23 protein-coding genes are annotated in these 23,366 nt (G+C 62.1%); 15 read left to right on the plus strand and 8 right to left on the minus strand.

Going from position 1 to position 23,366, the window contains the following annotated elements; all coding sequences use genetic code 11:
• From Q8M42_RS04325 to Q8M42_RS04345, 5 genes are all read right to left on the minus strand, one after another.
• The coding region (locus Q8M42_RS04325) for an EAL domain-containing protein (RefSeq protein ID WP_305283520.1) at positions 1-2,465 on the minus strand (2,465 nt) is incomplete at its 3' end.
• 120 nt (positions 2,466-2,585) lie between these two features.
• Complete coding sequence (locus Q8M42_RS04330) at positions 2,586-2,936, minus strand: DUF5629 family protein (protein WP_304868220.1); 351 nt, start codon at positions 2,934-2,936, stop codon at positions 2,586-2,588.
• A gap of 155 nt (positions 2,937-3,091) precedes the next feature.
• Positions 3,092-3,733, minus strand: a complete 642-nt coding sequence (locus tag Q8M42_RS04335; protein WP_304868222.1) for an oxidoreductase — start codon at positions 3,731-3,733, stop codon at positions 3,092-3,094.
• Between the two features lie 61 nt (positions 3,734-3,794).
• The gene (locus tag Q8M42_RS04340) at positions 3,795-5,522 is read right to left on the minus strand and encodes a C13 family peptidase (protein ID WP_304868223.1); all 1,728 of its coding nucleotides are present in this window, start codon (positions 5,520-5,522) and stop codon (positions 3,795-3,797) included.
• A 139-nt stretch (positions 5,523-5,661) separates the two neighbouring features.
• Positions 5,662-6,117: a MaoC family dehydratase gene (locus tag Q8M42_RS04345; protein ID WP_275961931.1), complete on the minus strand. Its 456-nt coding sequence runs from the start codon at positions 6,115-6,117 to the stop codon at positions 5,662-5,664.
• 218 nt (positions 6,118-6,335) lie between these two features.
• Between Q8M42_RS04345 and Q8M42_RS04350 the strand changes: the two genes are divergently transcribed.
• From Q8M42_RS04350 to Q8M42_RS04360, 3 genes are read left to right on the plus strand one after another with little or no spacing between them, the layout of a single operon-like run.
• Positions 6,336-6,695, plus strand: coding sequence for a CidA/LrgA family protein (locus Q8M42_RS04350; RefSeq protein ID WP_304868227.1), 360 nt, complete (start codon positions 6,336-6,338; stop codon positions 6,693-6,695).
• A gap of 2 nt (positions 6,696-6,697) precedes the next feature.
• Positions 6,698-7,408 (plus strand): LrgB family protein, encoded by a 711-nt coding sequence (locus Q8M42_RS04355; protein WP_304868358.1) that lies wholly within the window; start codon positions 6,698-6,700, stop codon positions 7,406-7,408.
• 10 nt (positions 7,409-7,418) lie between these two features.
• A complete protein-coding gene (locus tag Q8M42_RS04360; protein ID WP_304868229.1) occupies positions 7,419-8,006 on the plus strand; it encodes an LON peptidase substrate-binding domain-containing protein in 588 nt (195 codons plus the stop codon).
• On the opposite strand, the gene Q8M42_RS04365 is transcribed toward Q8M42_RS04360, so the two are convergent.
• Complete coding sequence (locus Q8M42_RS04365) at positions 8,000-9,316, minus strand: bifunctional DedA family/phosphatase PAP2 family protein (protein ID WP_304868231.1); 1,317 nt, start codon at positions 9,314-9,316, stop codon at positions 8,000-8,002. The two genes, Q8M42_RS04360 and Q8M42_RS04365, sit on opposite strands and share 7 nt — an antisense overlap.
• A 154-nt stretch (positions 9,317-9,470) precedes the next feature.
• On the opposite strand from Q8M42_RS04365, the gene Q8M42_RS04370 reads away from it, so the two are divergent.
• On the plus strand, positions 9,471-10,325 hold the full coding sequence (locus tag Q8M42_RS04370) for a class I SAM-dependent methyltransferase (protein ID WP_304868233.1): 855 nt from the start codon (positions 9,471-9,473) through the stop codon (positions 10,323-10,325).
• Positions 10,326-10,428: 103 nt separating this feature from the next.
• On the opposite strand, the gene Q8M42_RS04375 is transcribed toward Q8M42_RS04370, so the two are convergent.
• Entirely contained in the window at positions 10,429-11,658 is a 1,230-nt protein-coding gene (locus tag Q8M42_RS04375) for an alpha/beta fold hydrolase (protein WP_304868235.1), read from the minus strand.
• Positions 11,659-11,922: 264 nt separating this feature from the next.
• Between Q8M42_RS04375 and Q8M42_RS04380 the strand changes: the two genes are divergently transcribed.
• The 11 genes from Q8M42_RS04380 (at position 11,923) to lipB (ending at position 22,168) form a co-directional block, all read left to right on the plus strand.
• The gene (locus Q8M42_RS04380; protein ID WP_304868237.1) at positions 11,923-13,188 is read left to right on the plus strand and encodes a glutamate-5-semialdehyde dehydrogenase; all 1,266 of its coding nucleotides are present in this window, start codon (positions 11,923-11,925) and stop codon (positions 13,186-13,188) included.
• A 13-nt stretch (positions 13,189-13,201) separates the two neighbouring features.
• Positions 13,202-13,876 carry a nicotinate-nucleotide adenylyltransferase gene (gene nadD / locus Q8M42_RS04385; RefSeq protein ID WP_304868238.1) on the plus strand — a complete coding sequence of 225 codons (675 nt, stop codon included), beginning with the start codon at positions 13,202-13,204 and terminating at the stop codon, positions 13,874-13,876.
• Positions 13,877-13,913: 37 nt separating this feature from the next.
• On the plus strand, positions 13,914-14,300 hold the full coding sequence (gene rsfS / locus Q8M42_RS04390) for a ribosome silencing factor (RefSeq protein WP_304868360.1): 387 nt from the start codon (positions 13,914-13,916) through the stop codon (positions 14,298-14,300).
• Between the two features lie 12 nt (positions 14,301-14,312).
• Positions 14,313-14,780: a 23S rRNA (pseudouridine(1915)-N(3))-methyltransferase RlmH gene (rlmH, locus tag Q8M42_RS04395; RefSeq protein ID WP_304868240.1), complete on the plus strand. Its 468-nt coding sequence runs from the start codon at positions 14,313-14,315 to the stop codon at positions 14,778-14,780.
• Positions 14,781-14,804: 24 nt separating this feature from the next.
• Complete coding sequence (gene mrdA / locus Q8M42_RS04400; RefSeq protein WP_304868242.1) at positions 14,805-16,694, plus strand: penicillin-binding protein 2; 1,890 nt, start codon at positions 14,805-14,807, stop codon at positions 16,692-16,694.
• Between the two features lie 38 nt (positions 16,695-16,732).
• A complete protein-coding gene (gene rodA / locus Q8M42_RS04405; RefSeq protein ID WP_304868362.1) occupies positions 16,733-17,830 on the plus strand; it encodes a rod shape-determining protein RodA in 1,098 nt (365 codons plus the stop codon).
• A gap of 23 nt (positions 17,831-17,853) precedes the next feature.
• Complete coding sequence (gene mltB, locus Q8M42_RS04410) at positions 17,854-18,864, plus strand: lytic murein transglycosylase B (RefSeq protein WP_304868363.1); 1,011 nt, start codon at positions 17,854-17,856, stop codon at positions 18,862-18,864.
• Positions 18,864-19,868 (plus strand): septal ring lytic transglycosylase RlpA family protein, encoded by a 1,005-nt coding sequence (locus tag Q8M42_RS04415; RefSeq protein WP_304868244.1) that lies wholly within the window; start codon positions 18,864-18,866, stop codon positions 19,866-19,868. The genes mltB and Q8M42_RS04415 overlap by 1 nt, the downstream gene beginning before the upstream one ends.
• Before the next feature lie 122 nt (positions 19,869-19,990).
• Positions 19,991-21,166 (plus strand): D-alanyl-D-alanine carboxypeptidase family protein, encoded by a 1,176-nt coding sequence (locus Q8M42_RS04420; RefSeq protein WP_304868246.1) that lies wholly within the window; start codon positions 19,991-19,993, stop codon positions 21,164-21,166.
• Between the two features lie 73 nt (positions 21,167-21,239).
• Positions 21,240-21,515, plus strand: coding sequence for a DUF493 domain-containing protein (locus Q8M42_RS04425; RefSeq protein WP_304868248.1), 276 nt, complete (start codon positions 21,240-21,242; stop codon positions 21,513-21,515).
• A complete protein-coding gene (lipB, locus tag Q8M42_RS04430; protein WP_304868249.1) occupies positions 21,515-22,168 on the plus strand; it encodes a lipoyl(octanoyl) transferase LipB in 654 nt (217 codons plus the stop codon). The genes Q8M42_RS04425 and lipB overlap by 1 nt, the downstream gene beginning before the upstream one ends.
• Positions 22,169-22,239: 71 nt before the next feature.
• On the opposite strand, the gene lipA is transcribed toward lipB, so the two are convergent.
• On the minus strand, positions 22,240-23,292 hold the full coding sequence (lipA, locus tag Q8M42_RS04435) for a lipoyl synthase (RefSeq protein ID WP_304868251.1): 1,053 nt from the start codon (positions 23,290-23,292) through the stop codon (positions 22,240-22,242).
• Positions 23,293-23,366: the final 74 nt, after the last annotated feature.

Below are 23,366 nucleotides of genomic sequence, written 5' to 3' on the forward strand. Positions count from 1 at the left end.
TCGGCGGTGACGGCCAGGTTGAGGTTGGCGCCCAGCGCCAGGATGGTGCGCACGATGGCGGCGTCGCTGGGGTGTTCGAGCAGGTCGCGGACGAAGGATTGGTCGATCTTCAGCTGGTCCAGCGGCAGGCGCTTGAGGTAGTTGAGCGAGGAGTAGCCGGCGCCGAAATCGTCCAGCGCCAGGTGCACGCCGCGTGCTTTTAGTTGGCTCATCTTGCCGATAAGCACTTCCACATCTTCCACCAGCTGGCTTTCTGTCAGCTCCAGTTCCAGGCGCTGTGGATTGGCGCCGCTTTCCGCGAGAGTGGCGAAGACGTCTTCGACAAAGTCAGGATGGTGGAACTGTCTGGCGCTGACATTGACCGCCAGGGTCAGCTGCGCCAGTTGCGGGTGCGCGGCCCAGGCCACCAGTTGTTGGCAGGCGCTGTGCAGGATCAGGCGACCTAGGGGCAGAATCAGCCCGGTGCTTTCTGCCAGCGGAATAAACTCGCCCGGCGGCACCAGCCCGCGCGTGGGGTGTTGCCAGCGCACCAGGGCTTCGGCGCCGACCAGCTGCCCCTGAGCATCCACCTGGGGTTGGTAGTGCAGGATAAAGTCGCGCTGGCCGAGGCTGTGGCGCAGATCGCTTTCCAGGCTGGCGCGGGCGCTGACTTCGGCCTGCATCGTCGGGTCGAAAAAACGGTTGGCGTTGCGGCCGGCGGCGTTGGCCTGGTACATGGCCATGTCGGCACGCTTGAGCACTTCATCGACCGTGCTGTGTTCGTCGGGAAATAGCGCGATGCCGATGCTGGCCGTGCTGATATGGCTGCGGCCCTGCAGGGCGTAGGGTGCGGCCAGGGCCTTGACGATCTTCTTGCCGACGCTCTCGACCTGTTGGCCGGCCTGTGCAGGTTTCAGGCTGAGGCCTTCAAGCATCAGCACAAATTCATCGCCGCCGAGGCGGGCCAGGGTGTCCTGGGCACGCACATGGCTGCTCAGGCGCTGAGCCACCTGCTGCAACAGCTGGTCGCCCATGTCATGGCCGAGGGTGTCGTTGAGGTCCTTGAAGTTGTCCAGGTCGATAAACAACAGCGCGCCCTGTTGCAGGCCGCGCGCATGCTTGGCCAGGGCCTGTTGCAGGCGGTCAATCAGCAGGCGGCGGTTGGGCAGGCCGGTGAGCGGGTCGTAGAAGGCCAGTTGGTTGATCTGTTCCAGGTTCTTCTTGTGTTCGGTGATGTCGGTGGAGATACCGCACAGCGCGTAGATCTTGCCGTGCCTGTCGCGCAGCGGCAGCTTGACCGAGAGGAAGGCGTGCTGGGTACTGCCGTCCAGGCTGCGGTTGATTTCCTCGGTCTGCACTCGCTCGCCGAGTTTGAGCACGCGACGGTCGTTATCGTGCAGGTTGGTGGCAGTGTCGATATCGAAGAACTGTTCATCGGTCTTGCCGATCACCTGCTCGAGGTTCTGGCCGAACAGCTCGCAGACCTTGCGATTGGCGTACTGGTAACGCAGCTGCGCATCCTTGATATAGATATAGGCCTCGACGCTGTCGAGGATGGTGTTCAGGCGCTCTTCGCTGGCCAGCAGGTGACGGGTTTTCTCGTTTACCTGGCGGCGCAATAACAGTGCGCCACCGAGGGCGGCGATCAGCAGCAGGGCGAGGGTGCTCAGGCCCCACCAGACGCTGGTGGGGATCAGCAGGCGTGGCCGTTCGCCACCCCAGCGTTGCAGGCTCTGGTAGTAGATCGAGGAGGGCGAGTCCTGCCAGCTCGACAGGTGTTTGTCGATGGCGGCCAGCAAGTCGGCATTCCGCCCCTTGCGTGTGGCGTAGAACAGTTGCGCGGGCTGAAACATGATCGATGAGCTTTGCAGCTGATAGCTCGGCGCATGGAAGTCGCCAAAACGTTGGTTGGCCACCACCGCGTCGGCCTGTCCGCCCGCCACCCGTTCAAAGCCTTGCGGCAGGCTGGGCACGCCGATCAGCTGGGCTTTCAGGCCAAAGCTTTCGAGCAGCCCGCGCAGGTATTCCTCCTGCACCGAGCCCTGCAGTACGGCAATGCGCAGGCCTTTGAGGTCGAGTATTGATTTGAGCTGGAGGTCTTCACTGCTGTAGACCTGCGACCAGCTGAACAGCGAGGGCACCCGGTGGAAGTCGAGTACCTGGGCGCGGCTATCGCTGTAGGCCACATCCGGCAGCAGATCGATTTCACCGCTCTGCGCCATCTCAAGGCACTGCTGCCATTCGCAGGGGCTGGGGCGTAGTTGCCAGTCTTCCTGGCGGGCGATTTCATTTAGCAGCTCGCCGAGGATGCCGGAGAGTTTGCCGTCCTGGCCGAGGAGGATTTTTGGCTCGTTGGCGTAAACCCCTACGCTGACCTGGCGTGATTGCGCACTGCTGAACGACACGGCTGTGAGGCTCATGGTCAATAGCAGCAGGGTGCTGAGGGGGCGAAATGACAGGCGCTTCATGCGTGGGCCAACTTCCATAAGAGAGTCCATGGCCTAACGATAGCCAGAATATGGCGTAGGTGCAGGTGGATAATGGCAATTGGCTATTTGCGGCAGGCCCGCCGCGCTTGCGGGCTTCGCGAGCCTCGCTGCGGCGGCTTACTCCGCGTCGTTGCTGGCGTCGTCCGGCAGGTCGCTGTTGTCACCGCTAACGGCGGCAAAGCACTTGATCAGATGGTGGCCGGCAGTGCCGTTGATGCTCCAGGCATCGGCTTCACCGTCAAAACGTGCGGCGATTACCTGGGCCAGGCTGAAGTGCCATTTGCGCAGGGCGCGGCCATCCATGCATTCGATGCTGAGCAGCGGTGCGTCGCCAGCGGGCGGGTTGCCGGCCAGGTGCTGGGCCAGTTGTTCGGCATTGAGGCTGAACTGCCAGGCATGCAGCTCGTCGATTTCCAGCATGTCGGCGCCGCTCAGGGCGCTGATCAGGTCGTGCGGGGTGCTGTTCATAGGGGGCTTCCGTTAGAGCCGGTTCAAAGTCTCGCGAGCTAGAGCCATGCAAGGCAAAAACAGGCGAGGAAGCGGAGTTTACTGGTTGTAAATGAGCATTCCGAGCCTGTTTTTAACGCAGCAGGGCCGACGCGCAGCAGACTTTGAACAGGTTCTTAGCGACCGAGACGGCGCAGTTGGTCCGATTCGATCACCCGGGTGCCGGCATCCTCTTCCAGCGCCAGGCGCCACAACGCGCGGGCCAGGGCGGTGGCTTCGATACCGCGGTATTTGCCCGGCAGCCAGCGCATAAATGGCGCGGCCAGACGCTCGCCGAGGCGAAACTCCTGACGTGCGCCGAGCAGTAGCGAAGGGCGGGCGATGGTCAGCTGCGGCCAGTTCTGCGCGCGCAGGGCCTGTTCCATTTCACCTTTGACCTTGTTGTAGAACACTGTGGAATTGGCATCCGCACCGAGCGCGCTGATCACCAGCAAGTGACGTGCGCCGAGGGCGCGGGCGCGTTCGGCGAAGGCGATCACCAGGTCATGGTCGACCGCGCGAAAGGCCTCCTGCGAGCCGGCTTGTTTGATCGTGCTGCCCAGGCAGCAGAAGGCGGTATCGACCTTGCCGCTCAATTGCGGCAGCAAGGCCAGCAGTTCGCCTTGCGGATTTTCCAGGTGCGCGTGCGCGGCCAGTGGGCGGCGGCTGGGGGCCAGCACGCGGGCGACCGTCGGCTCGTTCAGCAAACGGTCCAGCAGATGCTCGCCGGTCAGTCCGGTGGCGCCTGCAAGAAGGATGTGCTGGGGCGTCAAATACATAGTGTGGGGTTCTCCGCTGATATCAATCAGCTTATCAGGCTGTTGAGCGCGCGCATGGCTGTTATGGGTTGACCGCAGATTGCACTTCAAGTGCAGTGTTCAGGGCGCGCTCGGCCTGCTGTTCGCGCAGCTTGCGCCACTGTGCGAGTACCGCTTTGGCGGGCCAGATCTGCGGTTCTGAGGGTTCAAAGCCGTCGGCTTTTTCGCGTTTGGCAACGCTGGCCTGGGCCAGTTTGAAGGCGCGCTGCAGATCGTCGGTCTGTTGCAGGGCCTCGGCAAACAGGGCGCGGCCGAAGTAGGTGAAGTCGTTCTCCTCCGAACAGCCGAAGGACACCCGATCCGCCCGTGCGGCGGTGATCACCAGGGTTTTTTCATCCTGCAGCTTGGGAATAAAGCCGCCGGAGTAGCAGGCTGAAATCACCAGCACCTTGTGCCGATCCTTCAGTGGTTTGAGCAGTGCTGCCAACTCGCTGGCGGGCAGGTCGTCGAGCTGCATGCGCGGCTGGTCGAGGTTGAGTTCATGCTGGGCGGAGCCGTGGCTGGTCAGGTAGATAAAGATCAGGTCTTCTTCACCGCTGCGTTCAGCCAGGGCCTGAATGCTGCGGCCCAGGCTGGCACTGGTGGCCAGCGGGCGATCCGTCAGGTGGTCGCGGTGGTTGACCAAAGTGATTAGGCCGTGGGCGGCGAAGCGCTCCTGCAGCAGGTTGCCGACATAATCGGCCTCGCGCATAAACACACTCTGTTTGCCGTCGCCGGCCAGGGTCAGGGCATACAGCTCAATGGCCGGCGTCGAGGCGGGCAGTTTGGCGATGGCGGCATCCAGCAGGCTGCCTTGTTCCAGCAGACCGGTGGCCAGTGCGTCGGCTATGGCGTTGCCCTGGGCGTCACGAATCAGCCTGCCGTTCTGCCAGGTGCCGCTTTGCTGGCTGCCATCTGCCAGGGTCAGGCTGCCGATGCCTTGGTATTTGCCGTAGGCAAAGTTGCCTTGATAAACGCTGCCGTCGGCCAGGCTCAGACGACCTTCGCCGTGGTAGCTCCAGTCGCTGAACTGGCCGGTATAATGGCTGCCGTCGTTGCCCTTGAATTCGCCTTTGCCAGTCAGGCTGCCATGGGCAAAGCGCCCGCTCCAGACTTCGCCATCAGCGCTCTGATAACGGCCCTTGCCGTGGAACTGGTTGTCGCGGAACTGGCCGCTGTAGAGGTCGCCGCCAATACTCTTGAAGCTGCCCTGGCCATTGAGCTGGCTGTCATCGAATGTACCGATGTACTCATTACCTTCGGCGTCGGTGAGCACGCCTTGGCCGTCGGGTTCGCCTTTCTTGAACTGGCCCTGAAAGCTGGCGCCGTTACTCCACTGCAGTTTGCCCAGACCGTTGTACTGGCCTTTGCTGAACTCGCCGCGGTATTCCAGCTGGCTGCCTTTCAGGTGGCCTTCGCCGCTGGGCATGCCGTTGGCAAAACCGCCCTCGTAACGGCCGCCATCGCTGTAGGTGAGGCTGCCCTGGCCGTGGAAATCGCCGCTCTGAAATGCGCCGCTGTAGAACTCGCCATGCTTGCTGCGCCATTCGCCGGGACCGCTGAACTGGCCGTCCTTGAACTGCCCCTGGTAGTAGCTGCCGTCGCTGTAATCCAGGCGGCCAGGGCCTTGCAGTAGGCCGTCGACCACTTCGCCACGGTAGCGCCCGCCATCGGGTAGCACGGCATCCGCTGGCAGCAAGGGTTCGCCATCGCCACAGGCAGCAAGCAGCAGGGCGAGGCTCAGTGGAACCAGGAGGGAGAGGCGGCGCATGCAGAAAATCCAAGCTGTAAGGTCGTTGCCGAGTATGCCTCAAAGCGCTCGAAGTGCCGTGATTGAGCGCACCGGCGCAAGCATAAAAATAAAAAGGCGCACCGGCAGATGCCTGTGCGCCTTGGTCCGGCGGCTGCGATCAGACGAAGCAGAGCGTCAGCGGTTCGGCGATATAGGCGGGTTTTTCCGAGCCTTCGATTTCCAGTACGACCTTGGCCTTGAGCAGCCATTGGCCAGGATTCTTCTCGTGGGCGTCAGTCAGGCTGACCACCAGGCGGACCTTGGAGTTGACCTTCACCGGCTGAATAAAGCGCACGCTATCCAGGCCATAGTTGACGGCCATCTTCAGCCCTTTGGGCATGATCATGATGCCTTCCATCAGCTTGGGCACCAGCGACAATGAGAGGAAGCCGTGGGCGATGGTGCTGCCAAACGGGGTGAGCTTGGCTTTTTCCGGATCAACGTGGATGAACTGATGGTCGCCCGTGCATTCGGCGAACTGGTTGATGCGTTCCTGGTCAATGGTCAGCCATTCGGAACGACCGAGTTCTTTACCGATGTAGCTTGGCAATTCGGCGGCGGGTACTGATGTCATGGTTTCTCCTTGAAGACGCAAGTGTTGTTTTTTTTGGGGGCGTAAATCCTTCTGCCCTAAGATCATCATGGGTTTGCCGCAGGGTCAAGTGCCTCGTGTACGCGTCGTAACCGTTACGCTATTGCCAGGCAACCGCTGTAAACCGGCCCTTGCCGGGCGCTTCTGCTTATAATGCGCGGCACTGCGTCTGGGATCATACGATTCGGAGATTACCCGTCATGCTGCTTCGTGGCCTTTCCTGGCTGGTGTTGTGCCAGTTGCTCGGCACTGCGCTGAATGTCCTGCTGATTCCGATCCTGCCGGGGCCGATCATCGGCATGCTGCTGCTGTTCGGCTTTCTACTGTTGCGCGGCGAGGTGGGCGAGCCGTTGCAGCAAGCCGCCAGCAGCCTGCTGAAATACCTGCCGCTGCTGCTGGTGCCTCCAGCAGTGGGGGTGATGGCCTATGCCGAAGATATCTTTGCCGACTTCTGGGCGATTGCCGGAGCGCTGTTGCTGTCGCTACTGATCTCCATCGTGTTCGCCGGCTGGCTGATGCAGAAACTGATCGACCGCCAGCAACGCCGGGAGGATGCATGAGTCTGGAATGGCATGCCGCCTGGCAGGCATTGACGCACCACCCGCTGTTTGGCGTCGGCATCACTCTCGGTGCTTATCAGTTGGCGATTGCCGCTTACGAGAAAACTCACTTGGTGTTTCTGCAGCCGGTGCTGGTGTCGATGCTCGCGGTGATCGGCATTCTTCTGGCGTGCGGCCTGACCTTTGCCGAATACAAGGACAGCGCCGCCGCGCTGACGCTGTTCCTCGGACCAACCACTGTGGCGCTGGCGGTGCCGCTGTTCGTCAATCTGCGGCGGATTCGCCAGTTGCTTTGGCCTACCCTGATTACCTTGCTGGTAGCGGGTGTGGTTGCCACGGTGTTGGGCATTACCCTGGCCTGGGCCTTCGGTGCCGAGCAGATCATGCTGATGAGCATGGCGCCGAAATCGGTAACCTCGCCGATAGCCATGCTGGTGGCCAACCAGATTGGCGGGATTGCCGCCCTGGCTGCGGTGTTTGTAATGATCACCGGGATCATTGGCGCCATCATTGGCCCGGCGCTGCTCAAACGCTTTGGCGTGCATCACCCTGCCGCATTGGGCATGGCTCTGGGCCTGACCGCGCATGCCGTCGGCACCGCACGGGCGTTGCAGGAGGGCGAGGAGTGCGGCGCGTTCTCCGCCCTGGCGATGAGCCTGATGGGCGTATTCACCGCCGTGTTGCTGCCGCTGGCTATTCTGTTGTGGCTATAAGGAGGCATCTGTGACCTTACCGTTATTTCCCCTCAATACCGTGCTGTTTCCCGGCTGCATGCTCGACTTGCAGATATTCGAAGCGCGTTACCTGGATATGATCAGCCGCTGCATGAAGCAGGGCCAAGGCTTTGGTGTGGTCTGCATTATCGACGGCACTGAAGTGGGTGAGGCGGCGGGGCAATTCTCGGCGATAGGTTGCGAGGCGTTGATCCGTGATTTCCAGCAGCGGCCCAATGGCCTGCTGGGGATTCGCGTCGAGGGCGGTCGACGTTTTCGCGTGCAGCGCGCCCAGGTCATGCCGGATCAACTGACCCTGGCCGAAGTCGAGTGGCTGGACGAGCAGCCGGAGCAGCCGCTGGAGGCTGAACATGCCGACCTGGCGGCGCTGCTCGGTGCGCTAAGCGCTCACCCGTTGGTGGCATCGCTAGGTATGCCGAGTGCGCCGGCGGGCCAGGAAGCATTGGCCAATCAGCTGGCTTATCTGTTGCCGCTGGATGCCGAGCAGAAGCTGCAATTGCTCGAAACGCCTGAAGTGCAGCTGCGCCTGGAGCTGCTGCAACAACTGCTGGAGCTGCTGCAGGGCGAGCGTCAGTAGCGGTACAGCAACACCCCGGCGGAATACTGCCAGGTGGTGATGCCGCCGAGCAGGGCGAGAACCGCGGGCAGCAGCAACCACCAGACTTTCCCTGACAAAGCCGGCAGTGGCGTGCGCCATTGCACCAGAACCAGGCTCAACGCGCAGAAACAGGCAGCCAGCACGGCGCCGGCGATAATGTCGCTGGGCCAATGCACTCCCAGATAAATTCGTGAGCCGGCAATTGCGGCGGCCGGTAGGCTGGCCAGCAGCAGCCAGGTCAGGCGCATGCGGGGCGGTTGCCCGCGCCCGGCCAGTACCCCAAGCAGCAGACAGAAAGCGAAGGCCGCCGAGCTGTGCCCACTGGGAAAGCTGAAACTGCCCAGCGGCTCCAGCAGCACATCGGGGCGGCTGCGGGCGAAAAACGCCTTGAGTGCAGTGTTGGCCAGCGCAGTGCCGAGCAGGGTGCCAAGCGCTAGGCAGAGCGTGCGCCATTGCCGGGTCGCCAGCAGAATCAGGCACAGCAGCACGGCCGCAGCCAGTTGTGTGTGCATGTCGCCGAGGCGGGTAGTCAGCACCATCAGGGTGTCCAGCGTTGGGCTGCGATGCTCCTGCACCAGGGTCAGCAGGCCTTGATCGAGCTGGCTCAGGTGCGGCCAGCTAAGCATCAGGCCAATCAGCAGCGCCAGGCTTGCCGCCGCCGTCAGCAGGCTGGTGTGCCGTTGCTCACGCAGGCTGCCTTGCACGCTGATGCCCACCACCAGTGCCACTCCAGCAGCAATCATCCCGGCTTGTGGCCAGAAACCGTCCGGCAGCGGCAGGCGCATGGCGGCGCCAGTAGCCCAGCCGGGCAGCATATAGGCGATGGACCAACCGATACCGGCCAGTAGGCTGACGAGAAAAAAACGCACGAAGGGCATGTCGAACATGCCAGCGACCATCGGCAACATGGGCCGCAGTGGGCCGATAAAGCGCCCGACCAGCAGGCTGGCTACGCCGTAACGCACGGAGTAACCATGGGCGCTGTTCAGCCATTGCGGGTGACTACGCAGCACCGGCAGGCGGCCGATGTCCTGATGAAAATAGCGCCCCAGCGCATAGGACAGGCAATCGCCCAGCAACCCGCCGCAAAACGCCAGCAGCAGGGTTTCACCCAGGCCCAGCGCGCCATTGCCGGCTAACGCTGCGACGGCGAACAGCAGCACGGTGCCGGGTACGAGAAGGCCAACAATCGCCAGGCACTCACCGCAAGCCAGCAAGAAAATCGCCAGGCCCAGCCATTCGGGGTTGGCGCTCAGCCAGAGGGTCAGGGTGTCGAACCATTGGCTCATCGGTGGTCGTCCGTGGGGGTTAGCAGGTAATAGTTCTGGCCGGCCAGCTGGCCCTGGATCAGGGCAAACTAAGGTTGGGATCGGCTGACATGCGGTGTTGTGCTTGCTCGGCAGGGCATAGGCTGGGGCGATGATAACAATAAGAGCCTGAATCATGTCTGAACGTGCCCGCGTCAGCAGCGCCCATATCAGCCCCAGTGCCCATTACACCGGCTATATCTGGTACCGCCATCAGTTGGCGGATGCGGCCTTTGTTACGGGCTTCGGGCGTTTTGTGCATGGTTTGCTCAGCCCGATCACTTGGGGCGCGCGGGTCGGGTTCGGCCTGGATATCGAGCAGTTTCTGCTGCAGCGGCATTTGCAGATTGATGCCCAGCTGACTGCGGCCATTGAGCAGGGTGGGGTGTGTCAGGTGGTGGAGATTGCCTGCGGCCTGTCGCCACGCGGCCGGCGCTTTACCGCGCGTTACCCGCAGTTGCGCTATATCGAGGCGGACCTGCCAGTGATGGCGGCGCGCAAGCGCCTGCTGCTGAATGCCGAAGGCTGGCTGGGCAGCCAGCATCAGGTGCGCGCGGTTGATATTCTCGCCGAGGAGGGCAGCAAAAGCCTGGCGGCGCTATTTGCCGAACTGGATCACAGCAAGCCGGTGGTGGTGATTACCGAAGGGTTGGTGAATTACTTCGAGCTGGCGCTGATCGAGTCGTTCTGGACACGCTTGGCCGAGCAGCTGCGTGAGTTTCCTCAGGCCACCTACCTGACTGAACTGTACCCCGATTTACGCGAGCACCCGCGTTACCGCCAACTGCGTTGGGGCGTCGGTCTGATTGGCCGGCTGACCCGTGGCAACTATCCGCTGCACTACCGCAATGATCAGGCGATTGTGCAGGGCTTTGAGAAATGTGGCTTTAGCCAGGTTGCGGTGTTCGATCCGAGTCGCACGGCCCAGTCGCTTGGCCTGGCGCCGTCGCGCAGCGCGGGGTTGGTGCGTGTGATTGAAGCGCGGGTGTAAACGGCCGCGCCAGGGCGTGGGGTGTATTCGGGGCTGAGGTTCGGTGGGTTGCGCGGCGCAGGCAGGGTGGGTCGGCTTGAGCTGAGCTTGTCGCTAACCCACCCTACGCGCAGGCTGCTGTTGGTAGCGGCTGTGGCTGGAATTGCGTCGCCAGGGCCTGGCTGGCCTGCTGGTCGCTGTGCGGGAAGACGAAGGCCAGGCCGTTTGAATCCTGACGCAGCGGTAGCAGGGGCTGGGCGGGCAGGTCCTTGCACAGCAGTTGCCAGCCGCGCACGCCGCGCATAGCCGGCAGATCGCCCCGCAACAGCCCGCCAAAGAAGCCCAGTTCGCTGATCTCCACGGTCCATTCGCCGCCCTCGGCATGTTGCAGGCGAGCCTGACGCTGGCTGGGCGGCAAGCGTGGTTCGTAGCGTTTTTCCAGTTGCAGCAGTTGCGGGCTGGTCAGCAGGCTGCTGCCTGGGCTGCGGTTTGGCAGGGCTTCGCCAAGTAGAAACGGTGTGTACAAGCTGGCGCAGGCATCGCGTTGTTCGAATTGCGCCAGGTGGTCGGCGTTGTGAATCAGCGCGCAGCTGGCCTGGGCGCAGGCGGCAGCAAAATGCGCGTGCTCCCATGGCTGGGTGAAGTGGTCATATTCGCCGGCCAGCACCAGGGTCGGGCAGCTGGGGTGCACGTTAAAGCCCTGGAAATCCAGCAGGCGCTGGCTGTTCTGCCGGTAGCGCTCGATATCGGCGGCTGACAGGCGCTGGATCTGCCGTAGCAGCGCCTTACGAAATACCGGAGCAACGCCAGTTTGTTCCAGGCGCAAAGGGTTGAGCAGGCCGGTCAGTGCGCCATGGGCAAAGGCCTCGCAGCGCCCTTCGGCCAGCAGCGCCAGGCCTTCTTGTAGCAGCAGGCGTGCGCCGGGACGGCCAAAGGCGGTGATGCCAGCCAGCAGCACGCGGGCGCAGCGCTCCGGGTGGCGAGCGGCAAACAGCGCGGCGAGGGCCGAGCCATAGGACAGGCCGATGGGCATCAGTGGCGGCAGGTCGAGTTCATCGGCGAAGGCGGCGATCAGGTCGGCCAGTTGCTCCAGGCTCAGGTCAGGCACCAGTTGCAGGTTGCCACCCTGGCTGGGCAGGTCGAGCAGAATCACTGGGTGTTCGCCGAGCAACTCGCTGACCTCGGCGGCAAACGAGCGAAAGCTCTGGAACGCGCCGCCCAGCAGCAATACGGGCGGGCGTGGGTCATGGCTGCGGCAGGCGTAGGCCTGGTAGTGCAGGCGCAGTTCGCCGAGGTGCAGCACCTGCGGAGCTTCGTTGAGTTGTGCGGCGCAGTAGTCGGTACGGTAATGCATGCTGATCCCACCCCGGCGGTCGGCCGCCTGTCTTGCTTTTAATGGCAAGGTAAACATTCGGGCGGTTTTTGTTTACCTAACCTTCGGGCGGCTGATGGCCTGCGGTGTCACTGTTTCTCGGGATGGCCTGCTGGTCGGGGTCTGGCGGCGTTACCGGCGGTTGTGGCGAACGGTGTGTTTACCGTCCGCCGCGCAGCGCTGGGCGTGGAGCGGCGCGACCGTTATACTCAGCGACTTTTTTCAACCGCCAGACCTGCCAAGACCATGACTGAGTCCGTGCTCGACTATATGACCCGCCTGGGACAGGCCGCCCGCAGCGCTTCGCGCGTGCTGGCGCGTGCCAGTACTGCGCAAAAGAATCGTGCCCTGCAGGCCGCCGCGGCCGCGCTGGATGCGGCCCGCAGCGATTTGACTGCCGCCAATGAGCTGGATCTGGCTGCCGCGCGCGCGGGTGGTCTGGAGCCGGCCATGGTTGACCGTCTGGCGCTGACCCCTGCAGTGATCGACAGCATGATCGAAGGCCTGCGTCAGGTCGCCACCTTGCCGGACCCCATCGGCGAGATCCGCGATATGCGTTACCTGCCGTCGGGAATTCAGGTTGGCAAGATGCGCGTGCCGCTCGGCGTGATCGGCATCATCTATGAGTCGCGGCCGAACGTGACCATCGACGCCGCTAGCCTGTGCCTGAAGTCCGGTAACGCCACCATCCTGCGTGGCGGCTCCGAGGCGATTCATTCCAACCAGGCGATTGCCCGTTGCATTCAGCTTGGTCTGTCTGAGGCTGGCTTGCCGGCATCAGCCGTGCAGGTGGTGGAAACCACCGACCGCGCCGCCGTTGGTGCGTTGATCACCATGCCCGAGTTCGTTGACGTGATCGTGCCACGTGGCGGCAAGGGCCTGATCGAGCGCATCAGCCGCGATGCCAAGGTGCCGGTAATCAAGCACTTGGACGGCGTGTGCCACGTCTATATCGATGTCGCCGCCGATCTGGACAAGGCGATTCGCGTCGCCGACAACGCCAAGACTCAGCGCTACTCGCCGTGCAACGCCATGGAAACCCTGCTGGTACACGCCGCCGTGGCCGACAAGGTGCTGCCACCGCTCGCGGCTATCTACCGCGACAAAGGTGTTGAACTGCGTGGCGATGCCGCGACCCGTGCGCTGCTCGGCAGCGACGTGCTGGAAGCCAGCGAAGACGACTGGTTTGCCGAATACAACGCGCCGATCCTGGCGATTCGTATCGTCGACTCGCTGGATGCGGCCATCGAGCACATCAATCACTACGGCTCGCAGCACACTGACGCGATCATCACCGAGAACTTCAGTGATGCGCGGCGTTTCCTCACTGAAGTGGATTCTGCCTCGGTGATGGTCAACGCCTCGACCCGTTTTGCCGATGGTTTTGAATACGGCCTGGGCGCGGAGATCGGTATTTCCACCGACAAGCTGCACGCCCGTGGCCCGGTTGGCCTGGATGGGCTGACCAGCGAGAAGTACGTGGTGTTTGGCGACGGGCACATTCGTACCTGATGGGGCGTACCTGATGGCCAAGCGCAGCGGCGCCCGACGTACCGAGGCTCGACGCATCGGTCTGCTTGGCGGCACCTTTAATCCGGTGCATATCGGCCATCTGCGCAGCGCCGTGGAAGTGGCCGATGCGCTGCAGTTGGATGAGTTGCGCCTGATCCCCAGCGCGCGGCCGCCACACCGCAGCGCGCCGGAGGTCAGTGCCGAGGATCGCCTGGCCATGGTCAGGTTGGCGGTGGCCGATGCTGGGGTGTTGCAGGTGGATGATCGCGAGCTGCAACGCGACAAGCCGTCCTACAGCATCGACACCCTGGAGTCGTTGCGCGGCGAGTTGGCCGCGGATGATCAGCTGTTTTTGCTGCTGGGCTGGGATGCCTTCTGCGGTTTACCCAGTTGGCAGCGTTGGGATGAGTTGCTGCAGCACTGCCATATTCTGGTATTGCAGCGCCCGGATGCCGACAGTGAAGCGCCCGAGGCGCTGCGTAATCTGTTGGCGGCGCGCAGTGTGAGTGCCCCGTCGGCCCTGACTGGGCCGAGTGGGCAGATTGCTTTTATCTGGCAGACACCCCTGGCGGTGTCGGCTACCCAGGTTCGTTCGCTACTGGCGAGCGGAAAGTCGGCACGTTTTCTGGTGCCTGACGCGGTACTGGCCTATATCCATGCCCACGGACTGTACCGTGGCGCGAATTGAACACGAGGCAAATGAGTTACTTATGACTAAGGCAAAAATGCAGAGCGAAGAGTTGGTCAAACTGGCCATCGCAGCCCTGGAAGAAATCAAGGCGCAGGACATCACCACCATCGATGTGCGCGGCAAGACCAGCATCACCGATTTCATGCTGATCGCCAGCGGCACCTCCAGCCGTCACGTCAAGTCGCTGGTCGACAACGTGCTGGAGAAGGTCAAGGAGCAGGGCGTACGCCCAATCGGTACTGAAGGCATGGACACCGGCGAGTGGGCACTGCTCGACCTCGGCGATATCGTGGTTCACGTGATGCTGCCGACTGCTCGCCAGTTCTATGACCTTGAGCGTCTGTGGCAGGGTGCCGAGCAGAGCCGTGCGCAGTTCAGCGCCGAGCCGGGCGCTGAGCAATCGAGTAGCGGGCAGGAATAAGGACGCGCAGCGGTGCGGATCAAACTGATCGCCGTTGGCTCGCGGATGCCGCGCTGGGTGGAAGAGGGCTGGCAGGAATACGCCAAGCGCATGCCCAGCGAGTTGTCCCTGGAGCTGGTGGAAATTCCGCTGACCACCCGCGGCAAGAATGCCGATGTGGCGCGGATGATCCGTCAGGAAGGCGAGGCCATGCTGGCCAAGGTTGCGCCTGGGGAACGCATCGTCACCCTAGAAGTCGAAGGGCGACTCTGGAGCACCGAGCAGCTGGCGGTCGAGCTGGACAAGTGGCGCCTGGATGCACGCACCGTCAACCTGATGGTCGGCGGCCCGGAAGGGCTGGCGCCCGAGGTGCAGGCGCGCAGTGAACAGCGCTGGTCGTTATCGCCGCTGACCTTGCCGCACCCGCTGGTGCGGATTCTGATCGGCGAACAGATGTACCGTGCCTGGACCGTGTTGTCCGGCCACCCTTACCACAAATAATCAGCCAGTAATCAGCAGCCACCGATGCCGCAACCAATCCGCCTCAAAGACCACGAGAAAGACGGCCGCCTGATCCGCAAACGCGCGGCGGTCGGTGCTGTGGTGTTTTTGCTGCTGATTTTTGTGCTGCTGGCGCGCATGTATTTCCTGCAAGTGGTGCAGTTCGACTATCACACCACCCTTGCGGAAAATAACCGCATCCATGTGCAGCCGATTCCGCCGAACCGTGGGCTGATCTATGACCGCAACGGGGTGATCATCGCCGATAACCGGCCCAGCTTTAGTCTGACCCTGACTCGCGAGCGCGCCGGTGACTGGCTACAGGTGCTTGACGTGATCGTCGAGGTGTTGGAGTTGGGCCCGGATGAGCGCGGGCTGTTTGAGCGGCGGGTGCGTCAGGGGCGGCGGCCGTTCGAGCCGGTGCCGGTACTGTTTGAGCTGACTGAAGAGCAGATTGCCCGTGTGGCGATCAACCAGTTCCGTTTGCCAGGGGTTGAAGTCGCCGCGCAGCTGGTGCGGCATTATCCGCTGGGCGAGCATTTTGCCCATTCGGTGGGTTATGTCGGGCGGATCAACGAGAAAGAACTCAAAGAGCTTGATCCGGTGGCCTACAGCGGCACGCACCACATCGGCAAAACCGGTATCGAACGCTTCTATGAAGATGATCTGCACGGACAGGTGGGGTACGAGGAAGTCGAAACCAACGCCCGTGGCCGGGTATTGCGGGTGCTTAAGCGTACCGACCCGACGCCGGGCAAGGACATTGTGCTGACCCTCGATGTACGTTTGCAGGAGGCGGCCGAAGCCGCGCTGGCTGGCCGACGCGGGGCGATTGTGGCGATAAAGCCGCAAACTGGCGAAGTGCTGGCAATGGTCAGTCAGCCAAGTTTTGACCCCAATCCATTCGTCACCGGCATCGGTTTCAAGGCTTATGCCGATCTGCGCGACTCTATCGACCGTCCACTATACAACCGCGTATTGCGCGGTCTCTATCCGCCCGGCTCGACGATCAAACCGATGGTTGCGGTGGCGGGGCTGGATGCTGGCGTGGTCACGCCGCAGACCCGGGTGTTCGACCCCGGCTTCTATCAGTTGCCCGGTCACAGCCACAAATATCGCAACTGGAACCGCACGGGCGACGGCTCGGTGGATATGGATTACGCGATCATGCGCTCCAACGACACCTACTTTTACTCGCTGGCGCACAAGATGGGCATCGACCGCCTGCATGACTACATGACCCGTTTCGGGCTGGGTCAGCGCGTGTCGCTGGACATGTTTGAAGAAACCGCCGGGCTGATGCCTTCGCGGGACTGGAAGCGCGCGCGTTACCGGCAGGCCTGGTACCCGGGCGAGACGCTGATTCTCGGTATCGGTCAGGGCTATATGCAGACCACGCCGCTGCAACTGGCACAGGCCACGGCACTGATGGCCACGCGCGGCAAGTGGATTCGCCCGCACCTGGCCAAGACCATCCAGGGGCGCATCCCCACAGACCCCAACCCAGTACCGGATATCGTGCTCCGTGATCCGAAGTTCTGGGACGCCGGTGTCAAGGGCATGGTGTCGGTCATGCACGGCCCGCGCGGCACCGCGCGCAAGGTCGGTGATGCCGCGCTGTACCGGATTGCCGGCAAGAGCGGTACCGCTCAGGTGGTGGCGATCAAGCAGGGCGAGAAATACGACCGCAGCAAAGTGGCGGAGCGCCATCGTGACCACGCCCTGTTCGTCGCCTTTGCACCAGCGGATAACCCGCAGATTGCCGTATCGGTGATGGTCGAGAACGGTGAGTCCGGCTCCGGGGTGGCCGCGCCGGTGGTCAAGCAGGTGATCGATGCCTGGTTGCTGGATGAAGACGGTCAGTTGAAAGCCGAATATGCTCCGCCTGTGGCGGCCAAGGTTGCCACGCCATGAACAGTAGTTTTGACCGTAACCTGTCCTCTGAAGACCTGCTGCGCCGCCGCGCAACCCTGCTGCAGCGTCTGCATATCGACGGTGTGTTGCTGCTGCTGCTGCTGACATTGGCCACCGGCAGCTTGTTTATCCTCTATTCGGCCAGCGGCAAGAACGTCGACATGCTGATCAAGCAGGCCAGCTCCTTCGGTATCGGCCTGGTCGGCATGTTTATCATTGCCCAGTTCGAGCCGCGCTTTATGGCGCGTTGGGTGCCGCTGGCCTATCTCGGCGGGGTCGCCTTGCTGGTGGTGGTGGATGTCATGGGGCATAACGCCATGGGCGCCACGCGCTGGATCAATATCCCCGGGGTGATCCGCTTCCAGCCCTCGGAGTTTATGAAGATCATCATGCCAGCGACTATCGCCTGGTACCTGTCCAGTCGCAGCCTGCCGCCGCGGCTCAAGCATTTGTGCATCAGCCTGGCGATGATCATCGTGCCTTTTGTGCTGATACTGCTGCAGCCCGATTTAGGCACTTCGCTGCTGATCATTACCTCGGGTTTTTTTGTGTTGTTTATTGGTGGGCTGCAGTGGCGCTGGATTATCAGTGCGGTGGTGGCCGTGATTCCGCTGGCCATCGGCATGTGGTTGTTTGTCCTGCGTGAATATCAGAAGCAGCGCGTGTTGACCTTCCTTAACCCGGAAAGCGATCCGCTGGGCAGTGGCTGGAATATTATCCAGTCCAAGGCCGCCATCGGCTCGGGTGGGGTGTGGGGCAAGGGCTGGCTGCTCGGTACCCAGTCGCATTTGGACTTTCTGCCGGAGAGTCATACCGACTTTATCATCGCCGTGCTGGCTGAGGAATTTGGCCTGGTTGGCGTGTGTTTGTTACTGCTGGTGTACATGCTGTTGATCGCGCGCGGCCTGGTGATTACCGTGCAAGCGCAGACGCTGTTCGGTAAGCTTCTCGCCGGCGCGCTGACCATGACCTTCTTCGTATACGTCTTCGTCAATATCGGCATGGTCAGCGGCCTGCTGCCGGTGGTGGGCGTACCGCTGCCGTTTATCAGCTACGGCGGCACCTCGCTGATCACCCTGCTGGCAGGGTTTGGAATTTTGATGTCGATCCACACTCATCGTAAGTGGATGACATAGGCTTGATTGGGATTATGAATTCAATGCAAAACGCGCGTGGTTGGATGGTACGTACTGCACCTTGGCTGGCGTTGGCTGGGGTGTGCGCCGTGGTTCAGCCCTCGCAGGCTGGGGATTATCAGCAATCACCGCAGGTAGCTGAGTTTGTCGGCGAAATGACCCGTGACTATGGCTTTGCCAGCGAACAACTGGTCGGACTGTTCGCCCAGGTCGAGCGCAAGCAGGCGATCCTCGATGCCATCTCGCGCCCGGCGGAGAAGGCCAAGCCGTGGAAGGATTACCGACCGATCTTTATCACCGACAAGCGCATCAGCAAGGGTGTCGAGTTCTGGAGGCAGCACGAGGACACCCTGGCCCGTGCCGAAGCTGAATACGGCGTGCCGGCACAGGTGATTGTGGCGATCATCGGCGTGGAAACCTTCTACGGTGGCAATACCGGCAGCTGGCGGGTGATGGATGCGCTGTCGACCCTGGCCTTCGATTACCCGCCGCGTGCGCCGTTCTTCCGCAAGGAGCTGCGCGAGTTCCTTCTGCTGACCCGTGAAGAGCAGGTCGAGCCCCTGAGCATGGCCGGCTCTTACGCCGGAGCCATGGGGCTGCCGCAGTTTATGCCGAGCAGCTTCCGTGCCTACGCCGTGGATTTTGACGGCGACGGCCATATCAATATCTGGAACAATCCGGCTGATGCCATCGGCAGTGTCGCCAGCTACTTCAAACGCCACCACTGGCAGCCAGGGCAGCCAGTGGTCAGCGCCGCTACCATCAAGGGCGCGCAGGCTGAGCAAGGCCTGACTGTGGGGTTGGACCCGGTAAAGAATGTCGCTGAGCTGCGTGCGCTTGGCTGGACCAGCGCGGACCCGCTGGCTGACGATTTGCCGGTAACCGCCTTCCGTCTGGACGGTGCAGAGGGCGCCGAGCACTGGCTGGGGCTGCCTAACTTCTTTGTCATCACCCGCTACAATCGCAGTGTGATGTATGCCATGGCGGTCAATCAGCTGGCCGAGTTGCTGGTTGATGCACGGGGTAAGAATTGATGTCGCGTTTACCATTCAAATTGGTTGCCTATGGCAGCCTGGCGCTGCTGCTGGCCAGCTGCTCATCCACCCGTACGCCGCAACCGGTTACACCAGTGCAGCCGGGGGGGGCGATTTCCGGTCCGGGTGATTTCAACCGTCCACACAAGGATGGCGCGCCCTGGTGGGATGTCGATGTGTCGCGGATTCCCGATGCCGTGCCGATGCCGCATTACGGCCCGGTCAAGGCCAGCCCCTACACCGTGTTCGGCAAGCAGTACTACCCGATTCCCGATGCCCGTCGTTACCAGGCGGTCGGCCCGGCGTCCTGGTATGGCACCAAGTTCCACGGTCAGGCCACCGCCAACGGTGAAACCTACGACCTGTACGGCATGACCGCCGCACACAAAACCCTGCCGCTGCCCAGCTACGTGCGCGTAACCAACCTGGAAAACGGCAAAAGCGCGATTCTGCGGGTCAACGACCGTGGGCCGTTCTATTCCGATCGGATTATCGACCTGTCGTTCGCTGCGGCGAAGAAGCTCGGCTATGCCGAAAGCGGCACCGCACGGGTCAAGGTCGAGGGTATTGATCCACACGAATGGTGGGCTCAGCAGGGCCGTCCGGTGCCGATGGTATTGGCTGCACCACAGCAGGTCGCGCAGGCCAAGCCGGTTGCGCAACCCATCGCGCAGCCGGTTGAGCAGTATTCACCGCCCCCGCAGCAGCATGCCGCCGCGGTGCTCCCCGTGCAGATTGACGCAAAAAAAAACGCTTCAGTCGCAGCCTCTGGCCTGTATCTCCAAGTGGCCGCCTTCGCCAATCCGGACGCTGCGGAGCTCCTCAAGGCCAAGCTGAGCGAGACGGTGGCTGCCCCGGTGTTCGTCAGCTCAGTGGTGCGCAACCAGCAGATCTTGCACCGCGTGCGCCTGGGGCCGGTGAGCAATCAGATCGAGGCTGAGCGGCTGCAGGATAGCGTGCGTCTGGCCAACCTCGGTGAGCCAACCCTGGTCAAGGCCGACTGACGGGGCACTTCTGCTGCTTCTGCGGGACTAAACAAACAACTCCGGCCAGCCATGGTTGGCCGGAGGGATCAGCTACTTATGCCCACTGGGCCTGTTCGACCATCAGCAATCTAGAGAGACGGATGAATATCACCAGCTTTGCGCAACGCGTTTTCCTGTCACTTTTCCTGCTCAGCGCATCGACTGTCTGGGCCAATCAGCAAGTGATTCCTTCGGCGCCGCAGTTGGCTGCCAAATCCTATGTGCTGCTGGATGCCGCCAGCGGCAAGGTGCTGGTGGAAAACAACGGTGACCAGCGTCTGCCGCCAGCCAGCCTGACCAAACTGATGACGGCTTACATCGCCACCCTGGAAATTCGCAAGGGCAAGATCGGCGAGCAGGACCTGGTGCCAATCAGCGAGCACGCCTGGCGGACCGGTGGTGCCGCATCCGGTGGTTCGACCATGTTCCTGCCGCTCAACAGCCAGGCCACCGTGGATGACCTGCTGCACGGCGTGATCATTCAATCCGGCAATGACGCCAGTATCGCCCTGGCCGAGTACATCGCCGGCAGCGAAGACGCCTTCGCCGACATGATGAACGAGACCGCTGCGCGCCTAGGCATGAGCAATAGCCACTTTATGAATGCCACCGGTCTGCCCCATCCGGAGCATTACTCCAGTGCCCATGACATGGCTGTCCTGGCTCGCGCCATCATCAACGAAGACCAGCAGCACTATGCGATCTATGCGCAGAAGGAATTCCTCTGGAACAACATCAAGCAGGGCAATCGCAATCTGCTGCTGTGGCGCGACAAGACCGTTGATGGTCTGAAGACCGGTCACACTCAGGAAGCCGGCTATTGCCTGGTGGCGTCCGCTGTACGTGATGGCGCGCGGATGATCACCTCGGTATTCGGTACCGTCAGCGAGTCGGCCCGTGCGGCAGAAACCCAGAAGCTGCTGACCTATGGCTTTCGCTTCTTCGAAACCCGCACCTTCTACAAGAAAGGCCAGGAGTTGGCCCAGGCCCAGGTGTGGAAAGGCGCCGTGCGTCAGGTCAAGGCTGGCCTGTCCACCGACCTGAGCCTGACCCTGCCGAAGGGCCAGCTGGAAAAACTGCAAGCCGGCATGGTCCTCAACCCGCAGCTCACCGCCCCGATTGCCCAGGGTGATGTAATCGGCAAGGTTGAAGTGAAACTGGGTGAAGAAGTGGTGCACAGCGCCGATCTGATTGCTCTTGAGGCCGTTGAGGAAGGCAGTTTCTTCCGTCGCCTGTGGGATAGCATCAGCCTGTTCTTCTTCGGATTGTTTAACTGATAGCGTGACCAGCACGCCCCTGCCGACCCGCAGGGGCGTTGTTGTTGCCACGGCTTACGAGGCCGTTACTGCCATGACTCAACCTGACGTCAAATCGCACAAAATCGAATTCCCCTGCGCCGACTACCCGATCAAGGTGGTGGGCGACAGTGGTGCCAATTACAAAGACATGGTGATCGAAATCCTCAGCAAGCATGCCAAGGTCGATCTCAGTACCCTGGCCGAGCGCCAGAGCAGTAATGGCAAGTACACCACTGTGCAGCTGCACATCGAGGCAACCGGTGAAGACCAGTTGCGTGATATCAACAGCGCCCTGCGCGCGACCGGTATCGTCCATATGGTGCTCTGATGAGCCTGCCGCTCGGCTTTCGTGAGCTGGGCCAGGTCGATTATCAGCCTACCTGGCATGCGATGCAGCGCTTTACCGACACGCGCGGTGTGGATACGCCAGACGAAATCTGGCTGCTTGAACACTCCCCGGTATTTACCCAAGGCCAGGCCGGCAAAGCCGAGCATGTGCTGTTTCCGGGCAATATTCCGGTGGTGCAGGTCGACCGTGGCGGTCAGGTTACCTACCACGGACCGGGCCAGCTGGTGGCTTACTTGCTGTTGGATGTGCGCCGTAGTGGTATTGGCGTGCGTGAGCTGGTCAGCCGCATTGAGCGCAGCCTGATTGATCTGCTCGCCAGCTATGGCGTCAGCGCCAATGCCAAGCCAGATGCACCGGGTGTTTATGTAGATGGCGCGAAGATCGCTTCGCTCGGCCTGCGCATTCGCAACGGTCGTAGCTTCCATGGCCTGGCGCTGAATGTGGATATGGACCTGCAGCCGTTCCAGCGCATCAACCCCTGCGGTTATGCCGGTATGGCCATGACGCAGTTGGCCGATCTGGTGGCAGAGCCGATCGATATTTCCGAGGTCAGTGCGCGGCTGCGTGAGCAGCTGGTCAAGCACCTCGACTACGCACAGCAGCAGAGCCTGGCAGGCGCAATAGACTGCTAGAGCGGTGTAGGGCAGATACACAAACGCCTGACCCCAGGCAAAGCCCAGGGGCAGGCGTTTGTGTGGCTCAATCAGTTCAGATTGAGGGCAGGAATCAGACTGTTATCGAGCTGTTGACCCGGCACTGGCACCGGAGCGGCCAGGCCCAGGTTGTTCTTCTCGAACACCTTGTCGGCACGGTAGCTGGAACGTACCAGCGGGCCGGCGGCCACTTCCATAAAGCCCTTCTGCAGGCCGATATCACGAAAACGATTGAACTCTTCCGGGGTGACCCAGCGCTTGACCGTCAGGTGGTTGCGCGTCGGTTGCAGGTACTGGCCGAGGGTGAGGATGTCGACGTTGATGGCGCGCAGGTCATCCATGGTCTGGATGATCTCTTCGTCAGTTTCGCCCAGGCCGAGCATCAGGCTGGTCTTGGTCAGCACGGACGGACGATGGCGTTTGGCATGTTCCAGCGCGCGCAAGGTCTTCTCGTAGCCGGCGCGCGGGTCGCGCACTTCATGGGTCAGGCGCTTGACCGTCTCGACGTTCTGCGCGAACACCTCAAGGCCGGAGTCGACCACGCGCTCGATGGCCTGCAGGTCGCCATCGAAGTCTGGGGTCAGGGCCTCGACCACTACGTGCGGGGTGTTCTCTTTGATCGCCCGTACGCAGGCGGCGTAGTGGCTGGCACCGCCGTCGTCCAGGTCGTCGCGATCCACCGAGGTCAGCACGATATAGCGCAGCGCCATCAGCTCCACTGACTTGGCGGTATTCTGCGGCTCTTCCAGGTCCAGCCAACCGTTGGGGTTACCGGTGTCCACGGCGCAGAAGCGGCAGGCGCGGGTGCACACCGAGCCCATCAGCATGATGGTGGCGGTACCGTTGGACCAGCATTCACCCATGTTCGGGCAGTGGGACTCCTGGCACACAGTGCTCAGGCGGTGTTCGCTGACGTTGCGCTTGACCGCCTCGAAGCGGCTGCCGCCAGGCGCCTTGACGCGTAGCCACTTGGGTTTGGGCTCGAACACCTGAGGCTCACTGGAGGCGCGGCGCTTCTGGCCGTCCTTGATCGCGGTGATGCCTTGACTGGTACGGAATTTTTCGCCACTGGCGACGGTTTTAGGCGGGGAGGTATCGGACATCGGCAATCTGGGCTCCGCTAGAGGCTCCGTGGACGAGGCGGCTTGTGGCCGCCGCGCAGCTTATCACAGAAGCT

The organism is Pseudomonas sp., from assembly GCF_030684895.1.
Classification (GTDB): Bacteria; Pseudomonadota; Gammaproteobacteria; order Pseudomonadales; family Pseudomonadaceae; genus Aquipseudomonas.